Origin of the sequence: Nafulsella turpanensis ZLM-10 (assembly GCF_000346615.1) — a bacterium.
GTDB classification, from domain to species: domain Bacteria; phylum Bacteroidota; class Bacteroidia; order Cytophagales; family Cyclobacteriaceae; genus Nafulsella; species Nafulsella turpanensis.
The window spans coordinates 12207-27521 of the sequence record NZ_ANNU01000071.1 but is presented as its reverse complement, the minus strand read 5'-3'; the positions used below and the strand labels follow the sequence as shown (position 1 = coordinate 27521).

The window sequence follows — 15315 nt, the reverse complement described above, 5'->3', positions numbered from 1 at the left end:
CCGTTACATACTCCAGTGGCTCATTATTGCTGTTATCTACCACCCTGCCTTTTATGGTTACCTGCTGGGCCAGAGAAAGTAGGTTCATGAACAAAAAGCAGATGAGGAGAAGGAAAGATTTCTTGCGGAAGGTCATATCAAGGTAAAATTTGGAAACCGGATAAACAGGCGTCATGAGCCGCATAGCCCTCTTATTCTTAAAAGATTACAGCCTGCTGTCTAAGAAAACTATTAAAGGTGCTCTTAAAAAGAATGATAAACAAATTATTCTCTTCCCACCCAAATATCCGCCTCATTAGCAGTTATCCATGCATCGTATGTGTGTATCGTCCATCCCATCATAAAGGATCTCTTCAGTAGAAATATTGAAGATATAGATTTCTTTTCATTTGAGGAAAATTCTTCTATTCAATACGTCCTGACTCCCAAAGCTTTTTCGATACCTCTGCATCCCTTTTCCGGTCTTCCATTACCGCATCAGGGTCATCCATGTAATAATGTCTGACAGGGCCTTCTGGGAGCATGAGGATAGTGGTGTCATTGAGGATTAGCCACTTTGAATTTTGGAACTTTGCTTCTCTTAAACTGAATGAAAGGTATGGATCATCACCTTTCTTATTTCTGCCCTTTAAGATTTTATGCACCAGGTGCGACGAGTCCATCCTGGCATAGCTTTTTAGTTCTTCGTCATTTGGACTTGTGAGGTAAATAGTATCCTCCATTACTTTATAATAAGCCAGACCAAATTGAGGGCCAAAACAACCCGAGCCTTCATAAAAGAAGGCAACACTGTCGCTTTTAAAATCAATGCTTGCTTTAACGACAGACTGGTTACTAAACCGCCTGCCCTGAATGGCTTCTATACCTTTTTTTGATGATGTCTGAGAAAAGCAACTGGAAGAAAGGGAATGAACAAGAAAGATCAGGAAGATAGAACGTGTATTCATTTTTAGCAATTTTTTTGTTTGAGAGTTATGGATTTACTGCTCAAAAAGAATTTGAGCGGTATTCTAGCAACCCTTTGTATAATGCCATACATTAGGCATTCCCTTTTCATCAAGCAGTTTTATCCAGCCTTCATATTCTCGCACTATATTATCTTTATTGGATGCCGTCCCAGTACAGGGGTGTTCTTTATGTTCAGTAACTTTTACTTTGCACCAATTTCCCTTGCAGGTTTCGGTCAGGGTAATTTGCATGGTATCACCCTGTAATGTTTTGACAACTTCGTATTCAGTTGAAGGGCCGGTTTTTAGATTCAATCCGGTAGGAGTGGCATACTATCCAAGTACCTCATTTGTTCTGTTGATCAGAAAGTCTTTGTAACCGATGGCTTCTAAACCACCTTTTTTTATTTCATCAATACTGATCCAGTAATCGTCCAGCACTTTTACAAAGGAATCCTGCTTATCTGTAAACACCAGAGAGAAAAGGTCATAACCCACCATTTCCATTTTGTCATACGGGATTAATTCATCAGGATGTCCATCCTTTTGAAGGTACAGTTTATAAACAGCACCGTATTCTGGGGAGCCTTTTATGATCTTTCCTATAAGGTTTCCAGAGGGGGTATCATATAAATTAAAACCAGTTGCTGGTATGTATATACAGCATCCTTTGAAGTTATTATGAGTAGAGTAAATGATTCCTGTACTTTCTTTTTGTGCCAGAAGGGGGATAGCTAAAAACCAGAGTAGGAGGAAAGAAATGGGAGTTTTCATCGGTTCATGGGTAGATGCTTCAATTATTTCTTTGGGGATTAGTTGCAATTAATCCTTCCACCATGTTTCCGGTTCCCACTCCATTTTTCCTGCCATCACATCTGCAAATAGCTTCCACCCATAGGGATGATATTTTTCATTTGGCCCAAATTCACTCGACCCAACATCTAAATCGCCAGATTGAGGGATTCTACTATCACCCCAGTTAGCAGTCATCCTGTTTTCCTTATCATATCCTGTCCATGTGCCGACAAACTGGTTGTTGTTGTACATGGCAGAAACATCCCAAAGGTTATTGTACCGGATGTGCCCTTCCTTATCCTTATACCAGTAGGTAACGAACTTTCCCTGAAAAGTGCCGGAGTGCTTCGTTTTGGAGTCTTCGTAAAAGGTGTATTCTCCGGCAAGAACCCCTGTATTGCCCTCTGGGTTCTCCAGGGTTTTGAGGTAATGGGATTCTTTTATTTTGATGATGCCCTGAAAGGAACAGATGTTGTCCGCAGCTTTGCTCTTGCCATAGACAAAATACTCATTGGGTTGCACTGGATTTTTGATGACAGATATGAATTTGATATGAAGTCTCCGGTAATTACTTCCAATAAAGCCAAATCGCCTTTCGCTTTCATTGCCAGACCAGAAGGTGCTGAGGTCTAGCTTTTGAATTTCCTCCATGTTGGAGCCAATGGAGGTATATTTATCATCTAAGTCGATAATGTCTTTGTACTCATCCAGTCCGGGTTGAGCAAAAGTTGTGGTGGATAGCCACATGCATAGAAATAGCGGAATAAATCCTTTCATAGTGGGCAAGGAAAGTAGGGGTTGAGGTAGTAAGATAATGGAAAGAATGAAAAATCAGGGATACATGTAGGAAAATATGGTTTCTGAAACCAGATTAGACGGAGTGCAAGCTACCCCTTCAACCAATGCCATATGATGGCGTTCCGAATTCTGAAATAGCAACATCCTTGTACTGGCCCCCTGCGTAAACGTCTATACTCTCAAATTTTACTCTGCTGCCACCTGTAAGGTCAAAGGGTGCACACACTCGCCTGGTTGGAAATAAGGATAAGGGGCCTGTAAAGTCTTGCGTATCTAATCTTGGAAGGAATCTCCTTTAGATGATGAGACACTCGAAAAGCTGGGATTCAGGTAAAATGGGGAGCTGTGGGTGCACAGGCAGGAGGTGACATTTGCGATGAAGTTAGAGGAAAGCTGCTTTTATGTTGCTTTCCGGAGCTATCTGGCGAAGTCTCCCTATGAGCGGCTGGTGAAGGTTTTGGAAAAGTAGTTTTTTGAGCGGACCGGGAAGCTTCTTTACTAACCTTTGGTAAAGCGTTTTAAATTAAAATAGTCAAGGATCATATGCTTGCATACAACTTAAAGCTCTTCCGTAGCTTTCCAAAAACCCTGTCTCTGAGGTGCGACGGTTGAATGACTTCAACATCTTCTCCAAATCCAAGGATAGTAGAGACCAATTCATAATTGACGGCCACCTTTATCTTAATCCTGAATTCCTGCTCATTATCCGCTAAAATTTCCTGTGTGGCATGCAGATGCTGTGTTTTGATGTAGTTTCCTTGAAAAGGGGTGAAGGACAAAACCACTTCTTCCGCACTTCCTTTTTCGTAGCTAATCCCGATGGTATTGCGAAAGTAAGTATCAGCATCAAAGGAAGGGGATGATTTATATTTTTCCTCCGGTCTTTGAAGCAAGGCGGCAATGCGGTCCAGGCCAAAAGTTCTGATTTCTTCCTTTTCATGGCTCACTCCCAGAAGGTACCACCTGTTGCGATATTCTTTCAGCAGCAGAGGACTTACCACGCGCCCGTCAGGCTTCTCCTCATTGAATTTATGGTACAAAACTTCCACTACCTTTTGAGCTTTTATCGACTCCAGGAGAGGTTCAAGGTATTCGGTTCCCTTTGAAAAAGGTGCCTTTTCAAAATCAATGATCGGTGTACCGCTGTTCTCTTCCGTTTTTTTAAGCTGGTTGACCAGTGTTACAACCTTGTCAATGGAGGCGGAGAATTCCGCTAAAGTGGAGACATGCTTGTACTGCCCGAGGATGGCCGCGGCCAATTCCAGGGAATGAATATCGCTTTCACTCAGGGGAAGCTTTTGAATAGAGTAATCAGGATCAGTATAGTGATAACCCTTTCCCTTTTGGCAGTACTTAATCGGGGCATGGTAGTTCAGTTGGGTGCTGTACCGCATCACATAAATATCGTTTAAGAGTGTCCGTTCCTGAACCCTTATATCCGCCTTCTCCAAAATAGCGGCTAGTAACATTTCTTTCGACCAGTACCTTGTACCAGGCCCACCAAGGCAAGCGTCGATGACACGGACACGGGCCATCATGTTTTTTGTAAGCGGCATAGCGAAATTTTCAGGAATTTAAAGAAAAAAAAGCAGGACGCAAATAGGTTGCGCTCTGGTGTTATAAGTTTGAGGAAACAAAAAGTTCAGCAAGATGAATAATCCAAAGTTTCAGGTATTTAAGAGTACCGCTAACAACGAGTTTTACTACAGACTCAGGGCGGCCAATGGAGAACCTATTTTAAGTGGGGAAGGCTATACCAGCAAACAGTCCTGCTTTCAGGGAATAGAGGCGGTGAAAGGGAACGCTCCGTGGGAAAGCCGGTATGATCGCCGTGACAGTTATGGCAACTATACCTTCAACCTCAAAGCCGCCAATGGGGAGATTATTGGTAGAAGTGAAAACTACCCTACTTCCGGAGTACGGGAAAACGGAATCAATGCGGTGAAGCGGGACGCTCCTAACGCTCCGGTGGAGGACCTGTCTTAGGATCAGGAAGCGGAAACACTTCAAGAAGCGGAAAAATTGAGTGAAAGAAATAAATACTAAAACAGTTAAATGATGACAGAGACAACAGGTTTAATCCTGGCAGGCCCTGTACTGAGGTTCAGGGGGGCAGACAAGGGCCAATGGTCTACCGCCGCGCTTTTGGTTACAGAGGGCGGCGAGGCGGCTCCTGTTTTTAGCCTCATGGTTCCTGGCGAAGGGAAAGTAGAGGTAGAGCCAGAATTGCTCCGGGCGTTTGAGGGGAAAAAGGTATGGCGGTGGAAATGGTCTGTTCCACAAACAGAAGAATCGCAGGAGGTGGCATATTCCATAGGGGAGGCATCTTACCATTATGTTGTGCCGGCTGCCGATGATAAATTAAGAATCGCCTACGGCTCCTGCTTCGGTTTCCACGCGCCGGAAACGATGAAGAAAAAAGATAAGGAAGCCATGTGGAAAGTATTACAGCAAAAGCACCAGAATAACCCTTACCATATCATGCTGATGGGCGGCGATCAGGTATACGCGGATGGCCTCTGGGATAAAGTGGAGGTGATGGCGGACTGGCTGGACCAACCTTTAGAAGAGCGTCTCAAAGCTCCCTTTTCCGAGGAAATGCGGAAGGAACTGGAGGGCTTCTATTTCAATCTTTATACCAGGCTGTGGGGGCCAAGGTATTATGCGGGGAAAATGATGGGCCAGATACCCACCCTGATGATGTGGGATGATCATGACATTTTTGATGGCTGGGGATCCTATCCGAAGGAGTACCAGGAAAGTCCTGTTTACCAGGGGATCTATAAAATTGCACGGGATCACTTTCGTTTATTCCAGTTGCAGGCAAGGGATGATCAGGATTTAGGAGACGGCACCTTATTGGGAGAAAAAGGATTTACCTATGCCTACCGGATTGGAGATGTCGCCATCGCCGCGCTGGATATGCGTTCAGAGCGAACACAGGATCAGGTAATGAGTCTGGAGACTTTAAATCATTTAAGGGACTGGATGGATGAACAGCTAAGCGAAAATACTCCGGGAGACGGAACCGCCTGTAAACACTTGTTGCTCCTTTCCAGTATACCGCTGGTCTATGTCAATATGAATTTACTGGAGGATATGTTCGGAGCCTTACCAGGGCATCAGGAACTGGAGGATGACTTTAAGGATCAGTGGCTCAGCCGAGCTCATCAGGAGGAACGCCTCATGCTGATTCATCGCCTGCTGAATTTCTCCGGGAGTTCGGGCTGTCGCGTCACCATTGTTTCGGGGGATGTGCATACCGCCTGTCTGGGGTATATTCAATCTGAGCGGAGTCAGGGGAAAAATGACCATACCAATGTAATCAATCAGTTGGTTTCCTCTGCGATGGTCAATACGCCTCCACCGGGCATGCTGGTCTATATGCTGGAAAAGGTGCTGGGTGGAAAAACTGAAGAAATAGATCGTGACATTACGGCCCGTATGCTAAAGTTTCCCGGTACTTCCCGCCGCTTTATCGGAGCACGAAACTGGCTATCGCTGACACTGGATGAACAGGATAGGATCTGGTCGGAATGGTACGTGGAAGGGGAGGAAAAGCCCTACACAAAAGTGATTCATCCAATAACACCTGCTAAATAAAAGGGACGGACAATAAGTTAAAATAGAGCGAAATGATGAAATACTTAATTGGTTTTTTTTTTCTCCTGGCGCTTGCCTCCTGTGCAAGGGTGCCCCAGCAATCTGTTGAACTCTCGGCCACCGTTGGCAGGGATATCGTGCAGGCCCATGCGGCTCATAAAACAACAGCTGAACTGCTCTTTTCCCGCATGAAGGAAGATATCAACCAGTTTGTGGACGAAGTGTATGCGCCTTATCAGATCCAGATGTTGCTGGAGGCCGATATGCAGGATTTTAACAATCAGAGTACGGAATCTTTATTTTATTCTCTCCATGCAGCGACAGAAGAAGGCAATGCTGCGAAACAAAAGGAGGTAATGGATAGAATGGAGTTTTTTGTGCGGTTTATTCGGGAAGATGTGGAATCTTACCGGAAAGCATTGCTGGCACCGGTACTTCAGCAGGAGCAGGAGGTATTGACGGCCATAGACCGGTCATACAACCAGATCATTTATGCCAACTCAATCGTCACGGGACATTTAGCTTCCGTTCGCAAGGTGCATGATGCCCATGAGGAGATCCTGAATGAAATAGGACTGGAAGGGTTAAGAGAACAGGCAACTGTAAATCTGGCAGCGGCATCGGCCCGGCTTTCTGAAGTCTTGGATAAGACCCGGAAAGCAGATCTTGATAAAATCGAGGAGCAGCTCAGGGAGCTCCGGGCAAAAATGGGAGAAGTGTTTAATAACTAAAAATAGAAAAAGATGAGCGAAGAATCATTCGAAGAGAAAATGAAAAGAAGAGCCGCTGAAAACCGGCAGAAGTTCACAGGGAAATATGGGGAACAGATAAAAGAACTGCAGGCCTTGTCCCCTGAAGAGCTTGAGCGTATTACGCCAACTGGCACGGATAAGGCTGTGTATGACCAGTTAATTGCTGCAGTGGAGGAGGCTTCTGTGCAGAATCTCTCCCAGGCAGAGTTGAAGCAGAAAGTGGAAGCCCTGGGTAATACCGCTATAGAGATTGCCCGGAAAATTCCGTCATTGGCTTCCATTGTGTTGTAGTTTACCTTTCCTTTTGAATTGGTTTTCTGCTGGTGAGTTTCTTTCCGCCTCAGCGCAATATATTTCAGCATCAGGATCAGCAAGGGTATTAACCGACAAAATGTACCGGTGCAACGGCCTCTGAAAGCAGGAGTTTTGGACGGAAATAGGTTACTCAGGTTAATGGCCCGTAGAGCGGAGGAGAATTGTGGATATGAACAGGCAGAGGGAAAAAATTTGTCCTGGAGACGCATTTCTGTAGCCTTACCGTTTTTAGGACGGGTCTAAAATCGACAAAATTTCAGAATTACTACTACTATTAAAGCTGTTAATTGTGGTAAAGTCATGGGCTGGGGTAGCGGGCTGTACTTTTCCACCGCAGCGGCGGCCGCTGTTCACAGCTCTTCTATAGTATTCATCAGGCGACAATCTGCCTAATGATTTATGAGGATGCTGGCTGTTGTACCTTAGCCTGAATTCCTCAGCTAAGATTTTCAGCTGGTCCAGGTCCTCGAACCAGTAAGCATCCGCGCGGCGGCCGCAAGAACATCTTCTCTGAAGAACCTGTTAAATCTTTCAATAAAGGCATTCTGCACAGGCTTTCCCGGCTGAATATAAAGCACCTCTATCTGGTGATTCTCATACCAGGATTTAAACTTCCCTGAAATAAACTCAGGTCCATTATCCACACGAATCCTGGAGGGGAGTCCTCTTTCATGCTTCAGCCACTCCAGTACCCGCACAACCCTGCTTCAATTGCCAAAGCTTCACGATTGAAATCATCAATGACATTAAATACTCTCACCTTTCTTCCATCTCCTAAAGCATCACTCATAAAGTCCATGCTCCAGGTATGGTTCGGCTGCACGGGAGCCTGTAAAGGTTCTTTTATTCTTGCAGGAAGCCCGTTTCTTGTATTTTCTTCTTAAGCCAAGCTTCATGAGCCTGTAGATGCGCAATACTCTTTTTCTGTTCCAGATAAAGCCCTGCTGACGAATAATGCCGAAAAACTCATCAAATCCTCTCTGTGGATATTCTTCAGCAAGAGAGCAGAGTTTATCCATCACTTCACTATCATCCTTCTTAGTTTTGTAATACCACAATGAACGACTCAGGTTTAGTAGCTTACAGGCACGTCCTATGCTGACCTTGTACTTCTCTATCAGATAAGGAACTCGTTCTCTTTTGTCAGAGGGCTTTAGAACTTTTTTGAGAGTAAATCTTTAAGCACTACATTATCCAGGCTGATATCAGCATACATCCCGGCGGGGCACCGCTGCTTGAGCTTTCGATTCTCCTCCTCAAGTTCTTTGAGCTTTTTAAGCTGGCTGGTTTCCATGCCAGCATATTTTGAGCGCCAGCGGTCCGCCGCTGCGGTTGTAGAAGGTTCCTCTGTGAATGCCCAGCTCCCTGCATATATCCTTACCTTTCTTCCCTGCTCGTTCTCCTTAAGGGCTTTAATAATCTGACTCTCGGTGAATTTGATCTTCTTCGTAAGTGACAATTTAACTATTTTTAGTTTTGTAAATTGTACTATTTATAGGGAAGGCTTCATTTATAGGGAAGGCTTCAATTTTTCAGGTTTCTTTATACAATTGATGGATCAAAGAAGCCGGTTTTACCCGGCTTCTTTCACTTTTAATTAATCGTTATCGTCATGGTCATCAATGAGGTCAGTAGCATCTTCGATGGCATCTTTCAGAATGTCTGCCAATTCCTGATTGCCGTCCGGATCATTCGGGCTGATTTCAATTATGCCATCACCATTGCCGTCGGTAGCTCCTGAAATGTCTATGCCATTTACGCTATCAAATAGTAAAGCAAGGTTGAAGTTAAGGATCACATTAAGCGATTGACCACGAAGTTCAATGTTCCTGTTTACATCTTCAAAATCAATCTCAAACTCCTCGTCTGTATCGTGCCAGAAGATGAAAGGGGTCCCATTGATAGCCCCTGATGCGGATACTGATTTACCATACATGTCACTACCGGTATCCTCCCCTTTGTGCAGCTTAAACTCAATCTCTTCAAAATCCCCGTTAGGAATGCTGGTAGAGGTAAGGAGCTGGTCTAATGCAGCGCCGCTTTCACTTAAAAGATTTACTTCAAAAGGACCTCTAAGTTTTACATCTTCATAAACATTTTCCCACGCTTCCTCTTCCGCATCACTTTCTAATTCCGGCTCTTCAAATTCAAATTCAATTTCCCGGATGTTAATTTTAAACTCATCCAATGCGACACCAGATGCCATGCGCCCCCCTGTGTTGGAAGAGGTACTACTGTTTACAGATGCCTTGGCTATAATAGTTACAGCTGAGTTCGGATTTTCTGCATCATCGCCACAAGCTGCCAGCCCAAGGGCAAGGGCGCCTGCCATAAATAATGATTTTGTTTTCATATTTTCCAAAGTTAGGTTGTTTTGGGGGTAGACCAGGCAGATCGACTAAACGTTGGATTGGCTAAGGGAAAATTAAAAATCAGCAGGAAGACCAGTGTGTGATTTTATCGGATTTGTAAATAAGCTGACAGGAAAGTTTTGCATTTGCCCTCTTTTTTACCGGTAGCCGCTTTTATATTTAAGATAAAACAGAAGCTTTAAAAGTACTGATAAGGAGTTGTTTAGCAGAATTTCAGGGAGATGGGTGGCTTTTCTTTTCTCTGTAAACGGCTTTATGTTTACACATGTACCAATTTAGCTGCATAGTTATAAAGATAAAAACTGTTGCTCCTGATATCTTTTTCGGGTGATGAAGAATAGCATAGGAGCTTTTTTCAGGAAGATATTACCTGGTAAGGTCTTTCTGCCATAAGAATTAAAAAAAGATAGCCTAACCGTTACCTTTATTCCAACCTCTGGTGTGTTTAAATAGTCTGTGCCACACTATAAGCTATATCTTACAATCTCATCTAAATCTGCAAAGGTTTACTTTATAAATGTCTGAAGAGGAAATCATAAAAAGGTGTTTAGCCAATGAGCGGCAGGCCCAGGAAAAACTGTACCGGCAGCATGCCGATAAAATGTACAATGTTTGCCTGACCTACGCCAGAGATGAAGATGAAGCCTGTGACATTTTGCAGGAAGGCTTTATTAAAGTTTTCCGCAACCTTGGCTCCTATGGGTTTAACGGTTCTTTTGAAGGTTGGGTAAGAAAAATCATGGTCAACACAGCCCTGTCATTCTACCAGAAGAAGAAAAAGGAAAGTGAAAATCTCAGTTTGTATCAGAGCTTTGTTGAGCCAGCGATTGATAATATCCTTGATAACCTGAATACTGAAGAACTGATTAATCTGGTTAACCAGCTTCCGGTAAAGGCAGGTATGGTTCTAAAGCTGTTTGCCATAGAAGGCTATGAACATAAGGAGATCGCCAGCCTGATGGGCATCTCAGAAGGCACTTCCAAATCGCAGTTAAACCGGGGAAGGTTCCTGCTGAAAGAAGCTATTGCAAAGCAGAAAATTGAAAAGAAGTCTTTCCCGGGGGATAAATGAGAAAAGGCTGAAAGGTAATATTTACCTAGAAAAGAAAAATATTTTTATTTTTGCCGCTTTCCAACCTTTCCTCTCCCGGAATTATCTAAGCAACAGGGAGAACGTAGCATCATATTAAGTAGTGGCATAATGAAGCTTCTTGTAAATAAAATGAAGATAAAAAACATCTTTTTCCTGCCTCTGCTGAGCAGCTTTCTTTTTTCCTGTGAGAAAGAGCAGGAGTTCAAGATTCCTGTAGAAGTAGGTTTTTATATGGATATTCAAAAGAATATGGTCGATAACAGCCGGCTACAGCTCAATGGTGGTTCTGTTATTATTTCATCCTTTGCGTTTGAGGGAGAAAGAGAGCAGGCCAGTGAGGTAGAATTTACACGGGATTATGCGCAGGGACTTAAAATTGCTTTTACCTCAGACCAGCCAGTGGAGGCTTTGCAATTTCAGATCCCTCAGGGTATCTACACCCATATTTCGATTGAATTTGAATCTTTTGAAGGCTATGGGGAAAATAGTCTGCTTGTTAAAGGGTCTTATCAGAATTCGGAGGGCAGTCGATATCCTTTAATTTTTGCCATGAACTCCTCTGAAAGTTTTGAAATCGAGGCAGTAAGCTATTCAGACGGTAGCCAAATAATCATAAAAAAAGAAGCGCCTGTATCGGCCTACATTAAATTAAATCCAGTCCATTGGTTCAAAAATATCCCTCTGGCTTTGTTGGATGAGGCGGATGTTATGGATTGGGATGGTGTACCTTCCATTGTGATAAGCGAGGAAGAAAATGAAGAGATATATGACCTTATTGAAGATCAGCTGAATGAAGCAGCTGAAGTTACTTTTGTTTATTAGAAATCAGGATAGCACTATTTGTTTTTAAATTTCAGGATTTTGAAAGAACATAAAAAGCTGGACGAAAAAATAAAAAGCAGTTTCGAGAGTCTTAACAGAAAGGCTCCGGATATGCTATGGAGTCAGCTTTCTGATTCGCTACCCGCAGAATCCGCAGATCCGGCTGAAGTTCAGCCGGAGAACGGCCGCCTGTACAACAAAATCCGGGACAGCTTTTCTTCTCTTCGTCAAACGGCCCCTCAGCATACATGGGAACGAATAAACAGGCAGTTAAATATTGACCTGGTATGGTCACGCTTACACAGAGAATTAGATAAATCTCCTTCAGCAAGCTGGAATACCATACGGTGGGCGGCGGTTCTGCTTTTGCTCATACTTTCTTTTGCCGGTTTGTTTTATTTAAATAATCACTTAAGCCACCCGCCCCATGCCAAGGTAGCCGGGAACGAGACAGTCTCTTCTGCTGTGCCAGCTGAAAAAAGAAAGGCACCAGAGACAGGGCAGGCAGCACTTAGTAGCAGAAAGGAGCAAAAAGGAATATCTGCTGTTCAGGTGCCTTCCTTCAACGAAGAAAGCTCCGCAGTCGGCGAGCCTCAGAAAGACCTTATTCTTTCTTTTCAGCCACCATTTAAGGACAGGCAGCAGAAAGCCCCCGCTTATCTGAATCAGGTAAAAGATGATGCAAATGGTAGTAAAAGTGTTTTGGTTACAGAAGATGAACAAGGCTCTGCTTCAGCTATATCCCTTTCGGGGAATGCAGGGCAGGGAGGAAGGCCGACGGCATCAAAATATATGAGTGCTGTTCCTTACAGGGTAGCAGGCCTGCCAATGCTTAATCCTGTGGTAAAGAAAAGGACCTTTTCAGTTCAGGCTGTTGCATTGGATTCGAGAGCATTAAAAAAGTTAGCTGAGGCAGAGGAAGTAAAAGAGGTTCATGCCTACCGCTTAAGTTTTGGTCCGGTGGTGGCATACAACAACAGCTGGCTTTTAAATAACGAAACACGCAGCAGCTTTGATAAAGGAAGTTTGATTTCTACCAGTCCAACCTTTAAACAGAACATGGGGTTCGCCCTTCATTATTCGCTGAATAACAAAAGTGCCCTTGCCTCTGAATTCCATTTTATCTCAAAAGCAGGTCAGGAATATAATGCTTTTAGTGATGGCTACTTCCTGAAAAAAGGACTGGAGTTAAGCTATTATAAACTTTATCTGCACTATCAGCGGAACCTCTTACAGCATGGAGAAAGCCTTCTTTCGGATTTAACTCTTAAAGCAGGGGTATATGGGGGTCTTTTGCACAGGAAAAACGGGAACATCAGACAAACTGAAAGTACTTATAGCAGCTTTGATTATGGCATACACTTTTCTTTCGGGCAGGAAAAAAGAATTAATCGGGTAATAATCGGCTATGGAATAGCCGGAGAGAGAGGATTAATGAATATTTTCATGGGCAGTGGTAAAATTCCTGCTCGATTCAATAAAACCTACACTCTTAATTATGGTCCTTACCTGAACTTCAGGTACCTCTTGAAATAAATAATTTGTGTTGTAAAACTTCCTGCTCATTTGTTCTATCATAGGTAAGGTTTTTCAGTCATTGCTGAAATTTAATTATTTGCTCCTTATTTGTACCACAACAAACACTACAACACCTTAATGGCATGAACAATAATGCTTTATAATATCCAATTACTTTCTGTATCGGGGAATATAAGTTCTTTAACTTGTAAGAAAAACCACCATTTCTTGAAACTGAAAAATATATCCCTTCAAAAAACGGTAGTGTAATGGGAGTCAGGCAGGAGAGGAAACTGTCAGGTTCTCCTTTTATATCGCCGCGGGGCAATCTTTATTAAGTATCTTTTGCATGCTCCTTGGCCCGTGCCAATTAGTTTGTTTTTTTCTGATTACGGTTAGCAACAACAGAAGCTGCAATGCCTACGGTAAGCATTCCTATTATCATCGATAGGGAAACCACGGTAGGGATATGATAATGATGCGCCAGCATAATTTTAACGCCTACGAAAGCCAGGATAAAAATAAGGCTGATTTTTAAATAACGGAAGCGGTCCATGAAATCTGCCAGTACAAAATAAAGGGAGCGCAGGCCCAGAATGGCAAATATATTGGAGGTGAACACCAGAAAAGGGTCCGTCGTAATGGCAAAAATAGCAGGGATGGAGTCTATCGCAAAAAGAATGTCGGTCGTCTCAATAATCATTAAAGCAACAAAAAGAATGGTGACTGCTTTTTTTCCATTTTCAACTACAAAAAACTTTCCTCCCTCAGTGCTCTGACTAATCGGATAAAACCTGTGAATAAAGCGCACCACAGGGTTCTGCATCAGATCACTTTCCTCCTCCTTGGCTAATGCCATCTGTACGGCCGAATACAGAAGTAACAGTCCGAAAACATAGTTCATCCAGTAGAACTGCTCAATGAGGGCAGCCCCGGCAAGAATCATAATTCCCCTGAAAACCACGGCGCCCAAAATGCCCCAGAAAAGGATGTCATGCTGGTACTTAGTTGGAATCCTGAAGAAGGAAAATACCATCGCCATGACAAAAATGTTATCGAGGCTGAGTGATTTTTCAATCAGGTAGCCTGTGTAATAGTTTAACAATGCCCCTTTTCCATCGCCTAACAGCTCATTATCCTGTGGCAGTAGCTTCATCCAGTTGGTTTCGTAGAGGTAATATACAAAAGCGCCGAAAGCTAAGGCTAAAGCAACCCATACTCCTGTCCAGGTTAGGGCTTCCTTGGCCGATACGCTATGGGCTTTCTTGTTGAAGACCCCCAGGTCTATGGCAAGAAAAATAACAACCAGTAATAAGAATCCGCCCCAGAGAAAAATTTGCATACTAAGTTTAATTAAAATTTAAAGAGGTAGCTAAAATTACTAAAGCCTCTGTGCTTCCTCTTTTTCTTTCAGAGGCCCCATGAAAAATAAGGGACAAAAATAATTATAAGTGCCTGCCAGCATAACTTATTAAGTTCAGGCTAATCCAGCGTGTCTTGCTAAACCTTTCATCCAACTCCTTAATTTGTACGTGCCGGGAAAATTTTGCCCAGTGCTTTTGAAGTGGAGGCTTTCTAATGACTAACTGCTTTATTCCTTTTCCTTTTTTTTGCCTTTATGCTTCAGCACTTTCGCCTCCCGGTAGAAAATGATTTCTTCAGAAATATTGGAAACCTGATCTCCTACACGTTCAAGCTTTCTAATTATGGAAAGTAAGATAAAGCCCTGCTTCGTCTTTTCAGGCGCATCCTCCAGAAATGAAAGGACAATATTATCTGACTTACGAAAAATTCTATTGAGTACCTTATCCCGCCTGATCAGTTCTCTGGCCAGCGCAGTATCATTGTCTGCAAAGGCTCTCTGACAATCATTAAACATTTTGAGGGCCTCCTCATACATAAATATTGCCTGTGTCTTTTCAAGAAGTGCCGGATCCAGAGGGCCATCCTGTTTTTTTAGGAAAAAGGCAATTCCTTCGGCAGTATCTCCGATCCGCTCAAGATTGGCATTAATTTTCAGTATGGCTAGCACAGTCCGTAAATCCACTGCTACGGGCGTAAAGAGAGCGAAAAAGTTTTCACACATCCTGTCGATCTTCAGGTCGTAGTGGTTTACTTTTTTACCCAGTTTTTTGATTTCCCCGGCAAGTTCAGGGTCGGCAGCCACCATGGCTTCATAACCTGTTTGCAGCTGTAGGCCTACCAGGTCCCACATTTCTGTGAGTTTGATTTTTAGTTTTTCTAATTCAATATCTATAGGTGGCATACTTAATAATCTTCTAATGATTACTTCAGATAAA

Annotated in this window: 15 protein-coding genes and 1 pseudogene; 7 read left to right on the top strand and 9 right to left on the bottom strand. The window is 43.2% G+C overall.

Going from position 1 to position 15315, the window contains the following annotated elements:
• Window positions 1-404: 404 nt before the first annotated feature.
• The 5 genes from F752_RS0121365 to F752_RS0121340 form a co-directional block, all read right to left on the bottom strand.
• On the bottom strand, window positions 405-947 hold the full coding sequence (locus F752_RS0121365) for a hypothetical protein (RefSeq protein ID WP_017733787.1): 543 nt from the start codon (window positions 945-947) through the stop codon (window positions 405-407).
• Window positions 948-1010: 63 nt separating this feature from the next.
• On the bottom strand, window positions 1011-1262 hold the full coding sequence (locus tag F752_RS0121360; protein WP_152425252.1) for an SH3 domain-containing protein: 252 nt from the start codon (window positions 1260-1262) through the stop codon (window positions 1011-1013).
• Between the two features lie 18 nt (window positions 1263-1280).
• A complete protein-coding gene (locus F752_RS0121355) occupies window positions 1281-1721 on the bottom strand; it encodes a hypothetical protein (RefSeq protein WP_017733785.1) in 441 nt (146 codons plus the stop codon).
• Window positions 1722-1769: 48 nt separating this feature from the next.
• Window positions 1770-2519, bottom strand: a complete 750-nt coding sequence (locus tag F752_RS24830; protein WP_174293631.1) for a hypothetical protein — start codon at window positions 2517-2519, stop codon at window positions 1770-1772.
• A gap of 560 nt (window positions 2520-3079) precedes the next feature.
• The gene (locus F752_RS0121340; RefSeq protein WP_081604627.1) at window positions 3080-4096 is read right to left on the bottom strand and encodes a helix-turn-helix transcriptional regulator; all 1017 of its coding nucleotides are present in this window, start codon (window positions 4094-4096) and stop codon (window positions 3080-3082) included.
• 94 nt (window positions 4097-4190) lie between these two features.
• On the opposite strand from F752_RS0121340, the gene F752_RS0121335 reads away from it, so the two are divergent.
• The 4 genes from F752_RS0121335 to F752_RS0121320 all read left to right on the top strand — a co-directional run bounded on the left by F752_RS0121335 (window position 4191) and on the right by F752_RS0121320 (window position 7186).
• The gene (locus F752_RS0121335) at window positions 4191-4526 is read left to right on the top strand and encodes a YegP family protein (RefSeq protein ID WP_017733781.1); all 336 of its coding nucleotides are present in this window, start codon (window positions 4191-4193) and stop codon (window positions 4524-4526) included.
• A gap of 69 nt (window positions 4527-4595) precedes the next feature.
• Window positions 4596-6143 carry an alkaline phosphatase D family protein gene (locus tag F752_RS0121330; protein WP_152425251.1) on the top strand — a complete coding sequence of 516 codons (1548 nt, stop codon included), beginning with the start codon at window positions 4596-4598 and terminating at the stop codon, window positions 6141-6143.
• 32 nt (window positions 6144-6175) lie between these two features.
• Window positions 6176-6874, top strand: a complete 699-nt coding sequence (locus F752_RS0121325) for a hypothetical protein (RefSeq protein WP_017733779.1) — start codon at window positions 6176-6178, stop codon at window positions 6872-6874.
• Between the two features lie 12 nt (window positions 6875-6886).
• Window positions 6887-7186, top strand: a complete 300-nt coding sequence (locus tag F752_RS0121320) for a hypothetical protein (protein WP_017733778.1) — start codon at window positions 6887-6889, stop codon at window positions 7184-7186.
• A gap of 390 nt (window positions 7187-7576) precedes the next feature.
• Here F752_RS0121320 and F752_RS25915 read toward each other — a convergent pair.
• Together F752_RS25915 and F752_RS24820 are read right to left on the bottom strand one after the other, a co-directional pair.
• Window positions 7577-8669 (bottom strand): annotated as a pseudogene (locus tag F752_RS25915) (IS3 family transposase); the annotation flags it as partial.
• A 138-nt stretch (window positions 8670-8807) separates the two neighbouring features.
• Window positions 8808-9563, bottom strand: coding sequence for a DUF4382 domain-containing protein (locus F752_RS24820; protein WP_081604626.1), 756 nt, complete (start codon window positions 9561-9563; stop codon window positions 8808-8810).
• Window positions 9564-10099: 536 nt separating this feature from the next.
• Between F752_RS24820 and F752_RS0121295 the strand changes: the two genes are divergently transcribed.
• From F752_RS0121295 to F752_RS0121285, 3 genes are all read left to right on the top strand, one after another.
• Entirely contained in the window at window positions 10100-10654 is a 555-nt protein-coding gene (locus tag F752_RS0121295; protein ID WP_017733776.1) for an RNA polymerase sigma factor, read from the top strand.
• Between the two features lie 129 nt (window positions 10655-10783).
• On the top strand, window positions 10784-11497 hold the full coding sequence (locus tag F752_RS0121290; protein ID WP_017733775.1) for a hypothetical protein: 714 nt from the start codon (window positions 10784-10786) through the stop codon (window positions 11495-11497).
• A gap of 39 nt (window positions 11498-11536) precedes the next feature.
• Complete coding sequence (locus F752_RS0121285) at window positions 11537-13033, top strand: hypothetical protein (RefSeq protein WP_152425250.1); 1497 nt, start codon at window positions 11537-11539, stop codon at window positions 13031-13033.
• Between the two features lie 352 nt (window positions 13034-13385).
• Here F752_RS0121285 and F752_RS0121280 read toward each other — a convergent pair whose 3' ends face one another.
• Window positions 13386-14357, bottom strand: coding sequence for a TerC family protein (locus tag F752_RS0121280; protein WP_017733773.1), 972 nt, complete (start codon window positions 14355-14357; stop codon window positions 13386-13388).
• A 249-nt stretch (window positions 14358-14606) separates the two neighbouring features.
• Window positions 14607-15281, bottom strand: coding sequence for a phosphate signaling complex protein PhoU (gene phoU, locus F752_RS0121270; protein WP_017733772.1), 675 nt, complete (start codon window positions 15279-15281; stop codon window positions 14607-14609).
• Between the last annotated feature and the right edge of the window lie 34 nt (window positions 15282-15315).